This is a genomic window from Rheinheimera sp., assembly GCF_020217005.1.
Taxonomy (GTDB): domain Bacteria; phylum Pseudomonadota; class Gammaproteobacteria; order Enterobacterales; family Alteromonadaceae; genus Pararheinheimera.
On the sequence record NZ_JAIWOI010000090.1, the window covers coordinates 1 to 10,000 of the forward strand.

Annotated in this window: 11 protein-coding genes; 6 read left to right on the plus strand and 5 right to left on the minus strand. The window is 47.3% G+C overall.

The genetic code is table 11. The annotated features are described in order from the left end of the window. Both LDL40_RS04365 and LDL40_RS04370 read left to right on the plus strand, forming a co-directional pair. A partial coding sequence (locus LDL40_RS04365) for an L-glutamate gamma-semialdehyde dehydrogenase (protein WP_300993930.1) occupies window positions 1-1,899 on the plus strand: 1,899 nt, incomplete at its 5' end. 136 nt (window positions 1,900-2,035) lie between these two features. After that, window positions 2,036-3,247 (plus strand): HD-GYP domain-containing protein, encoded by a 1,212-nt coding sequence (locus LDL40_RS04370; protein ID WP_300993932.1) that lies wholly within the window; start codon window positions 2,036-2,038, stop codon window positions 3,245-3,247. Between the two features lie 8 nt (window positions 3,248-3,255). Here the strand turns inward: LDL40_RS04370 and LDL40_RS04375 are convergent, their stop codons facing one another. Both LDL40_RS04375 and LDL40_RS04380 read right to left on the minus strand, forming a co-directional pair. Then, window positions 3,256-4,077: a general secretion pathway protein GspB gene (locus LDL40_RS04375; RefSeq protein WP_300993935.1), complete on the minus strand. Its 822-nt coding sequence runs from the start codon at window positions 4,075-4,077 to the stop codon at window positions 3,256-3,258. Between the two features lie 9 nt (window positions 4,078-4,086). After that, on the minus strand, window positions 4,087-4,995 hold the full coding sequence (locus tag LDL40_RS04380; RefSeq protein ID WP_300993936.1) for an AAA family ATPase: 909 nt from the start codon (window positions 4,993-4,995) through the stop codon (window positions 4,087-4,089). Between the two features lie 239 nt (window positions 4,996-5,234). Between LDL40_RS04380 and LDL40_RS04385 the strand changes: the two genes are divergently transcribed. Continuing rightward, window positions 5,235-6,476, plus strand: coding sequence for a multifunctional CCA addition/repair protein (locus tag LDL40_RS04385; protein ID WP_300993937.1), 1,242 nt, complete (start codon window positions 5,235-5,237; stop codon window positions 6,474-6,476). Here the strand turns inward: LDL40_RS04385 and folK are convergent. Together folK and folB are read right to left on the minus strand one after the other, a co-directional pair. Beyond that, window positions 6,442-6,948 carry a 2-amino-4-hydroxy-6-hydroxymethyldihydropteridine diphosphokinase gene (gene folK, locus LDL40_RS04390; protein ID WP_300993938.1) on the minus strand — a complete coding sequence of 169 codons (507 nt, stop codon included), beginning with the start codon at window positions 6,946-6,948 and terminating at the stop codon, window positions 6,442-6,444. The genes LDL40_RS04385 and folK overlap by 35 nt on opposite strands. Further along, window positions 6,948-7,301 carry a dihydroneopterin aldolase gene (gene folB / locus LDL40_RS04395; protein WP_300993939.1) on the minus strand — a complete coding sequence of 118 codons (354 nt, stop codon included), beginning with the start codon at window positions 7,299-7,301 and terminating at the stop codon, window positions 6,948-6,950. Before folB ends, folK begins: the two co-directional genes overlap by 1 nt. 137 nt (window positions 7,302-7,438) lie before the next feature. On the opposite strand from folB, the gene plsY reads away from it, so the two are divergent. Continuing rightward, window positions 7,439-8,062 (plus strand): glycerol-3-phosphate 1-O-acyltransferase PlsY, encoded by a 624-nt coding sequence (gene plsY / locus LDL40_RS04400; RefSeq protein ID WP_300993940.1) that lies wholly within the window; start codon window positions 7,439-7,441, stop codon window positions 8,060-8,062. Window positions 8,063-8,119: 57 nt separating this feature from the next. On the opposite strand, the gene tsaD is transcribed toward plsY, so the two are convergent. Then, window positions 8,120-9,133, minus strand: coding sequence for a tRNA (adenosine(37)-N6)-threonylcarbamoyltransferase complex transferase subunit TsaD (gene tsaD / locus LDL40_RS04405; protein ID WP_300993941.1), 1,014 nt, complete (start codon window positions 9,131-9,133; stop codon window positions 8,120-8,122). Between the two features lie 169 nt (window positions 9,134-9,302). Here tsaD and rpsU point away from each other — a divergent pair, with 169 nt between their 5' ends. Both rpsU and LDL40_RS04415 read left to right on the plus strand, forming a co-directional pair. Next, a complete protein-coding gene (rpsU, locus tag LDL40_RS04410; RefSeq protein ID WP_008899776.1) occupies window positions 9,303-9,518 on the plus strand; it encodes a 30S ribosomal protein S21 in 216 nt (71 codons plus the stop codon). Window positions 9,519-9,534: 16 nt separating this feature from the next. Further along, window positions 9,535-9,978 (plus strand): GatB/YqeY domain-containing protein, encoded by a 444-nt coding sequence (locus LDL40_RS04415; protein ID WP_300993943.1) that lies wholly within the window; start codon window positions 9,535-9,537, stop codon window positions 9,976-9,978. The last annotated feature ends 22 nt before the right edge of the window (window positions 9,979-10,000 follow it).

Here is a 10,000-nt window from a genome sequence, read left to right on the forward strand (position 1 = left end):
GCTTTATGTATCAAAGAAGCAGGTAAAACCGTCGGCGACAGCATGGCCGAAGTACGCGAAGCTGTAGATTTCTGTCGTTATTACGCTGCTGAAGCGACCAAGAATCTGCAAACATCCCAAGCCCGTGGTGTAGTGCTTTGTATCAGCCCGTGGAACTTCCCATTAGCTATTTTCTTAGGTCAGGTCAGCGCCGCTTTAGTGGCAGGTAATACAGTAGTCGCTAAGCCTGCTGAACAAACCAGCTTAATTGCTGTGCGTACTCTGGAGCTGATGAAAGCCGCTGGTTTCCCGGACAATGTTGTGCAGTTAGTCATAGCACCGGGTCGTCAGGTCGGTGAAGTGGTAGTGCCAGACACCCGCATTCAGGCCGTGATGTTTACAGGTTCTACTGAAACTGGTGCCTGGATTGCCCGTAAACTGGCCGAACGTGGTGGCGAGCCAGTGCCGCTAATCGCCGAAACCGGTGGTCAGAATTGTATGATTGTGGACTCTACCGCTCTGCCTGAGCAAGTGGTGGATGATGTGATTTCTTCTGGTTTCCAAAGCGCTGGCCAACGTTGTTCCGCCCTTCGTGTGCTGTTTCTGCAGGAAGATGTGGCCGATAAGATCATCACTATGATCAAAGGCGCGATGAAAGAGCTGCATGTCGGCGACCCGGCCTGGTTAAGCACTGACTTAGGTCCAGTGATTGATAGCAAAGCTTTAGATCGTTTAAACCAGCATGTGCAGTATCTGGAAGGCAAAGCGACCTTGCATTATGTCTGTGATGCCCCAGCTGCTGGCGATCATTATTTCTTCGCACCACGTTTATATGAAATCAGCAGCCTGAATCTGCTGGAACGTGAAGTGTTTGGCCCTGTGGTGCATATCATCCGCTTTAAAGCCGAAGAGCTGGATAAAGTCATTCAGCAAATTAATGCTACAGGCTACGGCCTGACGATGGGCATTCATAGCCGTATCGCCCAAACCACCATGAAAGTCGCCAGCGAAATCAAAGCGGGTAACATTTATGTGAACCGCAATATGATTGGTGCTGTGGTCGGTGTGCAGCCATTTGGTGGCCGTGGTTTATCTGGTACTGGCCCTAAAGCCGGTGGCCCGTTCTACTTAAGCCGTCTGGTGAAAGAACATGAATTGCAGGCTCCTGCTTTAGATGCTGCGGTACAACAACAGTTGGAAGCTGCCAGCGGTTTTGATGCTCAGCTGTCGACTCAGTTACAGCAAATGGCTGTAGCTCAAGTGGCCTGGCTGAACCAAAACGTCAACAACAGAGGTTCTGTGTTACGTCGTTTTATCGCTCAGCTGGCTGGCAACAAGCTGGTATCAGAGCAGGAGCACGACTTAAACGAAGTGATCACAGCGGCCCGTGAACAGTTACAGTTTATCGAAAAAGAACTGGCTCAGCCTATCACTTTGCCAGGACCTACAGGTGAATCGAACCAATTACATCTGGAAGCCAAAGGGGTAGTGGCGCTGATTCGCAGCGAACACAGCAGCTTCCAACACTGGATGCTGGCGTTGATCACAGCTCTGGTATCAGGCAATGCAGTGGTGAGTACTGCAGGCGAAGCTCAGCAGGCTGAGATGGATACCTGCCGTAAGTTGTTACTGCAGGCTGGTTTACCAGCCAATCTGTTCCACTGGGTCAAGCTGCCAGCCTTAAAAGCGCTGTTAGCACACCCAGTGCTGGCAACAGCTGTGATTGAAGGCACCAACCCACTGAAAGCATTATCTGCGCAGTGGATGGCAGCCCGTGAAGGTGCTATCAGTGCTTTAGTCACCAGCCCTGCCGATCATCAGTTGTTGCACCGTTTAGTAACAGAAAAAACCGTCACTATTAACACTACAGCTGCCGGTGGTAATGCTTCGCTGATGACCATGACAGACAACCTGGGTTAAAACTTCAGCAAAAGCTTATTAAATAGGAAGCCCGCCTTGTTGCGGGCTTTTTTTTTACCTGAAAACAATATATCATTTTTTTCATATTTACACTTATTTACGAATTTCCGAAATCCGGCAATTCCAGAGCATGCTTATGACAACACCAGCTCAGCTTAAAATTTTGTCTATTTCTGACTTACAGCCAGGCATGTATGTGGTGTCTGTGCATAAACAAAAAGGCAATGTCGAAATTAAAACTCAGGGCTGGGCCAGAACAGCTGCAGTAATAGAGCAACTGAAGAAAAAAGGTGTATTGGAACTGGTGGTGGATTTAAGTAAAACCCTGGAGCAACCTAAAACGAATGGTGTGGACGCTGCAGAGGCAACACCTGTATCACAAAGTAAAAACCGCGAAAAAGTCAGCTTTGAACAAGAGCTGGGTCAAGCCAATGTGCTGTACCAGCAAGCCAAAGGTCTGCAGAAAAAAGCCTTTGCTGATATCAAAGCTGGTCGGGAGTTAAATCTTCAGCAATTTCAAGACTGCGCAACCGGCTTTATCGACTCGGTATTTCGTAATCAGGATGCATTACTTTGCATCAGCCGAATTCGTGAAAAAGATGCCTATCTGCTGGAACATTCGGTCAATGTATCTATTCTGATGACTATTTTTGCCAAGCAACTGAAGTTTGACGAAGAGCTGATCCAGCAGTTGGCGACTGGTGCTTTGTTACACGACATAGGTAAAATTCTGGTGCCAGACAGTATTTTAAATAAGCCAGGTAAACTGACAGCAGAAGAATTTGCCGAAATGCGCCGCCATGTGGTGTACAGCCATGAAATTCTGCAAAAAATACCAGGCTTAAGCCCGATCAGTATTGATGTAGCGGCCGTGCACCATGAGCGGCTGGATGGCAAAGGTTACCCTCACGGCCTGGCTGATCAACAAATCTCAGTCTATGGCAGGATGATTTCTATAGTCGACACTTACGATGCCATCACGGCACAGCGTTGCTACAAAGAAGGCCAGACAGGTATCTCGGCGCTTAAAATATTAAAACGTGAGTCTCCGCAAAGCTATGATCCTGTGCTACTGGCTCAGTTTATCAAAGCTATAGGCATTCACCCTGTCGGCACTTTGGTCAAACTTAGCAATGAAAAGCTGGGCATAGTGCTCAAAGCCAATGAGCAGGACCCATTACGTCCTGTGATTAAAGTGTTTTATAACTGTAAATTCAAACGCTATATCGAAGTGTCTGTTATTGATCTGGCAAGTAACAAAGTGGATCTGGAGATTGAAGGCGCAGTGATGCCAGAGGATTTTGGCATTGATATTATTCGCTTTTTTCGTCAATCCGTGCTGGAGTAACAAGGGTTTTAGCGGCCCCTGTAACTCCAGTCTGTTAAGGCTTCCACACTAAACTGCACCTGATTAAATTGCAGTACCACATACTGAGGCAAAATTTCTTTCACCTGAATATCTGCCGTTACCCACTGCCCCTGCTGCAAGTCTTTACCATTGACTTTAATCCAACGCTGTTTGGCATCTGTAGCATAAACATGGGCTTCAAAACGCAAAGCTGGTAACTGACGCTGTAACAGATCATCCAATTGATTGATGTCCATAGCAGGTGCATCGTGGTAATTTATTTCTTGTTTGCGTCGCTGTGGGTTATCGGCTGCAGCCAAAGCAGATTCAAACTTACCCCGCAACTCAGCCGACACGTCGGCTTGTTCCAACTCTGCAGCAGGCAATAATTCATCGACCGGAGTTAACTCTTCAGCTGTATCCGCTTCTTGCATTTGCCCGAAATCAACAAAGTCTTCATCTGTCGCGCTGCCCAGCACTTTTTCACCACGTTTGGCCGATACAACCAATTGCGGATCATCTTCCGGCACCACCTCCAGTTGCACAGGCTCAGTTGGCTTTAGTAAATCGGCCGCCAGTTGCAGTTCCATTGCAATATCAGCCGCATTAGCAATAGCAGGTGCAGCCTGAACCACAGGAGCAATGGGAGCGGTTGCTACAACCTGTTGTTTGTCACCAAATTGATACTGGCCAAGCACAAAGCCCAGCACCAGGCCTAACAACACCAATAAAGTTAAAGCGGCAATACGCCACCCCTGGTTTATTGCGGTCTTTTCTGCAGAAACAGGCACTTGCTGTTGTTGCTTTAATGCATCCATTAATAACGACATGATGGGTTCCTACCAAATAAACGCAGACAACCCTGCACCGACACCTAAGGCCACCAGCGTCAACACAGGCCACACCCAGACAGGCCAGGCCGCCTTTTCCGCTTGAGGTTTAATCGCCAACACTTCTGACGCCGCCTGATTCACCAAACCAGCATCTATTAATGCTTTTTGCTGACTATAACCCCCAAGCAAAGCGCGGTCGCAGATTAAATTGAGTAGACGTGGAATACCACCAGATAATTGAAATAATTTTTTGACTGCTGAGGAAGTAAACACTGGCCTGCTGCAACCTGCAACCTGCAGGCGATAACTGATGTATTGCTGCACTTCTTGCTCGGTCAAAGGCATTAAGTGATAACGAGCCGTGATCCGCTGCGCCAGCTGACGTAAATCCTGCCGTTGCAACAACTGCTGTAATTCAGGCTGACCTATTAAAATCACCTGCAGCAGTTTTTTAGTATTGGTTTCCAGATTGGTTAACAGCCGCAATTGTTCCAGCACGGCTGGCTGCAAATGCTGGGCTTCATCGATAATCAGAATAGTATTTTTACCGGCCTGATGGTTTTTCATCAATCGGGTGGTAATTTTGTCCGTCAGCATTTTTAAGCTGGCATCAGACTTTTTGTAGCGAATTTTTAGCTGGTCGCAGATAGCAGCCAATAACTCAAGTTCGTTTAAGGTGGGATTGAGGATAAAAGCCACTTCAGTTTGCTCGGTCAGTTCCTGCAATAAACAGCGGGACACTGTGGTTTTTCCGGTACCCACTTCACCTGTAAGCAGCACAAAGCCACCCGCTTCACCTAAACCATACCGCAGATGCGCCAAAGCTTCGGCATGACGGGCGCTTAAGAACATAAAATCAGGATTAGGCGCTATCGAAAAAGGCTGACTGGTTAAACCGAAAAATCCGGTATACATAAGCTTCCCGCTGCTGAGTTTTGGCGACAACGCCAAGCAAAAAATTTTACCCTAAGTAATTGAAGTTGCAGGGCGACGACAAGCGAACGAGACCCCAATATACATAGTTGTCTATGAGATTGGGGCGAGAGAACGCAGGCAACAAAGCTGCAGCTTTAAGTACGACGGGTATATAATGGCAAAAAAACAGGGAAGGTTAAAGCATTGAAAACTTATGTTGTAGCGGGAGCAGGAATACATTGAACATTTATCTTGTGGGCGGGGCTGTTCGCGACGAGCTGTTGGGCTACCCGGCTTTGGATCAGGACTGGCTGGTGGTCGGCGCTACACCTGAACAATTACTGGCTTTGGGTTACCAGGCTGTCGGCAAAGATTTCCCGGTGTTTTTGCATCCAAAAACTAAACAGGAATACGCTTTGGCCCGCACCGAACGCAAACAAGGTCAGGGCTACACAGGCTTTGCTTGTTATTTTGCTCAGGATGTCACCTTAGAGCAGGATTTACAGCGCCGAGACCTAACCATCAATGCCATAGCCAAAGATGATACAGGCCAGCTGCACGACCCTTATGGTGGTATTGCCGATCTGAACGCCAGGGTTCTGCGGCATGTCTCTCCAGCATTTAGTGAAGACCCGCTGCGGGTATTAAGAGTTGCTCGTTTTTATGCCCGTTATTTCCATTTAGGCTTTACGGTCGCCGCTGAAACTTTGCAGTTAATGACAGAGCTGAGCCATAGCGGTGAGCTGCAGCATTTAACTGCAGAAAGAGTCTGGCAGGAAACGGCACGCGCTTTAACAGAACAAGACCCACAAGCTTATTTTGAATTGCTGCACAGCTGCGGCGCATTAAAGGTATTGATGCCAGAACTGGATCAGCTGTGGGGTGTGCCTAACCCGCCACAGTGGCATCCGGAAATAGACACCGGCATCCACTGCATGCTCGTACTTAAACAAGCGGCTTTATTGTCTGACCGGTTAGATGTGCGTTTTGCTGCGCTTTGTCATGATCTGGGCAAAGGTATTACCGATCCGGCTTTATGGCCCAAACATCATGGCCACGAACATACTGGTTTGCCTTTAGTACAGGAGCTATGCAGCAGACTCAAGGTGCCAAACGATTGTCGTGACTTGGCTTTATTGGCCTGTGAGTATCATCAGTTGCTGCACAAAGCCTTTGAGCTTCGCCCTGCCACAGTGCAAAAATTATTTGATGGCATAGATTTATGGCGCAAACCCGAACGCCTGGATTTATTACTGCTCTGTGCGATAGCTGATTTACGCGGCCGCACTGGTTTTGAACAAGCTGCTTACCCACAAGCTGATTATTTACGTCAGCTTGCTCATGCAGCTCGCGCCATTGATATCAAAGCCATAGTGGCCTTGGGTTTAAAAGGTGAAGCCATTAAACTGGAAGTAACCAAAGCACGGCTTGAGGCTATTAGTGACGCTAGACAGCAGTGGCTGCAGCATCAGGCCAGTTGAATTCTACCTGCCACAACTTTTGTGGCTCATTGTAGCAAAGCCACATCTGCTGATAGTTTTGGCCTGTCAGCGGATGAAGTTGTTCTGGTGCCAGTTCGGATAAAGGCAGTAGCACAAAAGCATTTTTAGTGATTTCGTCCCGCGGCAATTCCACAGGCTCTTTGCAAATTAATTGATCATAAGTCAACAAATCCAGATCCAGCCGTTTGCCACAAAATTTTGGCGATTTAGCTGGCCGGCCATATTTTTGCTCTATCGCCTTAAAAGCAGCCACACAGTCAGCTACAGATAAATTTGTGTTGGCTTCAGCCACCAGATTATAAAAAGCATCACCGTCAAAACCCACAGCTTCACTTTCGTAGACGGCAGAGCAACGAATTTCTCCAAACAACGCTGTCAGTTCCAGATAAGCAGCGCTGATATGCAAATCACGCTCTATATTGCTGCCAATACTGATATAAATCAGCGCCATTACCAGCTTCCACGCGATATAGACACACCAACACTAGCAGCAGCTGGCACTGCAGCAGGCTTGGCAATGCTGACTTTCACCGCTTTAGTTGGGAATTTTTCCAGCACCATAGCTGCGACTTTTTCAGCCACAGTTTCAATTAATTCATGAGGTTGCTGACAAATCTCTGCAATGGCTGTACAGACAGCGCTGTAATCCAGAGTGTATTTCAAATCATCGGTTGCAGCAGCTTGCCGGATATCGGTCGCCAGCTCTAAATCAAACTCCAGTGTCTGTTGAATGGCTTTTTCCCAGTCATACACACCTATTACCGTCTGAACCTTGAATTGTCTGATAAAAACTATATCCGTCATAGATTTCCGCTTTTGTTAAGGACTTGTTTCAGGTAGGCTGGTCGGATAGGCAAATACTAAAAAAGCCTATACTCTGAACACCTTATTAAACAGAACGCGATTTTAGCGTACTTTGCCGGACTGAGGAACCTTAATCCATGACCCCTACCATAGCGATATTGATGCTGCTCGCTTATTTAAGCGGCTCAATCTCGTCTGCCATACTGGTCAGTCGAATTTTCAGGCTGCCCGATCCGCGCACTCATGGTTCAGGTAATCCGGGCGCTACTAATGTCCTGCGTCTAGGTGGTGCTTTCCCTGCCTCATTAGTCTTGGTATTTGATGTACTCAAAGGCACTATTCCGGTCTGGGGTTCGTATTTTTTAGGCATAGAAGCTTTCTACCTGGGTATGATTGCGGTCTGTGCCTGTCTGGGTCATATATTCCCGATCTTTTTTGGCTTTAAAGGTGGTAAAGCTGTGGCTACAGCTTTTGGCAGTATGATGCCTATAGGGCTGGATTTAGCAGGTTTACTGATTTCCACCTGGATGATGTTAATAGGCGCCACAGGCTACTCTTCGCTAGCAGCTATAGTGACTGTAAGTCTGGCGCCTATTTTTACCTGGTTTATCAAACCTCTGTACACTATCCCTGTGTCTATGCTGAGCCTGTTGATTATAGTCCGTCACAAGGACAACATCATCCGGCTCTGGCAGGGTAAGGAAACTAAGGTTTGGCATAAAAACCGCAAAAACAAAGCTCAAAATACCGAACAAGACTAAAAATGGGGTCAGATCACATTAGTTATGCGTAACCAATGTGATCTGACCCCATTTTTATTACAAGGCTGGCAGTTGCTCCATAGGCCAGCGTGGTGTTACCCCTATAGTTAAGTCCTGCTGCTGCCCTGCTTTTAAACGCTGAAAACCAGCAAAAGCAATCATAGCGCCGTTGTCGGTGCAAAACTCTTTGCGTGGGTAATAAACCTGACCTTTTAAACTTTTCAGCAGTACTTCTAACTGTTCACGCAATGAGGTATTGGCACTGACGCCACCGGCCACCACTAAACGTTTTAAGCGCTGTTCTTTTAACGCCCGACGACACTTCAACACCAGCGTATCCACTACAGCCTGTTGAAATGACGCTGCTATATCGGCCTGCACTTCAGGACTTTTGCCCTCGGCTGCGATCACATTAGCAGCTGCAGTTTTTAAACCACTGAAGCTGAAATTCAAACCAGGTCTGTCAGTCATAGGGCGAGGAAAAGCGTATTTATCAGCTTGACCTTGAGTGGCTAATTTCGCCAGCAAAGGCCCACCGGGATAATCTAAACCCATTAATTTGGCTGTTTTATCAAAAGCTTCACCAGCGGCATCATCCACAGATTCGCCTAAAAGCTGGTACTGACCTATGCCATCCACCCGCACCAGTTGCGTGTGCCCACCTGAGACCAACAAGGCGATAAAAGGAAACTCTGGTGGGTTTTCTTCCAGCATAGGTGCCAGTAAATGGCCTTCCATATGATGCACTGCAAGTGCGGGCTTGCCCCAGGCAAAAGCTAAACTACGGCCTATTGCGGCCCCCACTAACAAAGCTCCGGCTAAACCAGGGCCCGCTGTATAAGCAACACCGTCTATGTCAGATGCCTCACAACCCGCTTCTATTAGCGCTTGTTGAATTAAAGGTAATGTTTTACGTATGTGGTCACGAGAGGCCAGCTCAGGCACTACGCCACCATAATCTGCATGCAATGGGATCTGGCTGTATAACACATGACTTAACAGACCCCGCTCTTCGTCATACACAGCGATGCCGGTTTCATCACAGGATGTTTCTATGCCAAGTACTCGCATTTTGCTCCCCTTACCTATATGCTACGCGGCGAATTGTACTGGGATCCGAGCATCATCACCAGTACAACACTTATTGCTTTACATTGGGGCTGGCTTTTGAGTAAAATGCCGCACCATTTTTAATCGTATTGGTTAGACACTAACCAGAGTTGACCGAGGTGAGAATTTAATGCCTGTTGTTAAAGTAAAAGAAAACGAACCATTTGACGTAGCTTTACGTCGTTTCAAGCGCTCTTGTGAAAAAGCTGGCGTATTAGCTGATGTACGCTCTAAAGAGTTTTTCGAGAAGCCAACTTGGGTTCGTAAGCGTAAGAAAGCTGCCGCTGTTAAGCGTCACATGAAAAAGCTTTCTCGCGAAAACGCTCGTCGCATCAAGCTTTACTAAGATTATTGCCTGACCTATGGCATTGTTAGAACAGCTGCAAGAAGCGCAAAAAGACGCAATGCGTGCCAAAGACAAATTGCGTCTGGGTACTATTCGTTTAGCTTTAGCTGAAATCAAACAACGTCAAATTGACTCGCAGATGGTGCCTGATGACGCCAATGTCCTTCCAGTGTTAACCAAAATGGTTAAGCAGCGGAAAGAGTCTGCCAGTCAATACAGTGCAGCAGGTCGGCAAGATTTAGCTGATATTGAATTAGCAGAAATCGTAATCGTAGAACAGTTTTTGCCACAAGCCTTATCTCAGGCAGAGCTAGATGATTTAGTGCAGCAAGCTATCACTGCTGTTGCAGCCTCTGGAATGCAGGACATGGCGAAAGTCATGGCCCACTTAAAGCCGCAGGTTCAAGGCCGTACTGATATGGCCGTTTTAAGTCAGGTTATTAAAGCTCGTTTGAGTTAAGCTTCTAGCTGAACTACTGCAC

Excerpts from the sequence above, each read along its gene's own strand:
- folK (WP_300993938.1), bottom strand. The coding sequence starts at position 6,948 with ATGGCGCTGATTTATATCAGTATTGGCAGCAATATAGAGCGTGATTTG.
- LDL40_RS04415 (WP_300993943.1), top strand. The coding sequence starts at position 9,535 with ATGGCATTGTTAGAACAGCTGCAAGAAGCGCAAAAAGACGCAATGCGT.
- LDL40_RS04370 (WP_300993932.1), top strand. The coding sequence starts at position 2,036 with ATGACAACACCAGCTCAGCTTAAAATTTTGTCTATTTCTGACTTACAG.
- LDL40_RS04380 (WP_300993936.1), bottom strand. The coding sequence starts at position 4,995 with ATGTATACCGGATTTTTCGGTTTAACCAGTCAGCCTTTTTCGATAGCG.
- LDL40_RS04375 (WP_300993935.1), bottom strand. The coding sequence starts at position 4,077 with ATGTCGTTATTAATGGATGCATTAAAGCAACAACAGCAAGTGCCTGTT.
- folB (WP_300993939.1), bottom strand. The coding sequence starts at position 7,301 with ATGACGGATATAGTTTTTATCAGACAATTCAAGGTTCAGACGGTAATA.
- plsY (WP_300993940.1), top strand. The coding sequence starts at position 7,439 with ATGACCCCTACCATAGCGATATTGATGCTGCTCGCTTATTTAAGCGGC.
- tsaD (WP_300993941.1), bottom strand. The coding sequence starts at position 9,133 with ATGCGAGTACTTGGCATAGAAACATCCTGTGATGAAACCGGCATCGCT.
- rpsU (WP_008899776.1), top strand. The coding sequence starts at position 9,303 with ATGCCTGTTGTTAAAGTAAAAGAAAACGAACCATTTGACGTAGCTTTA.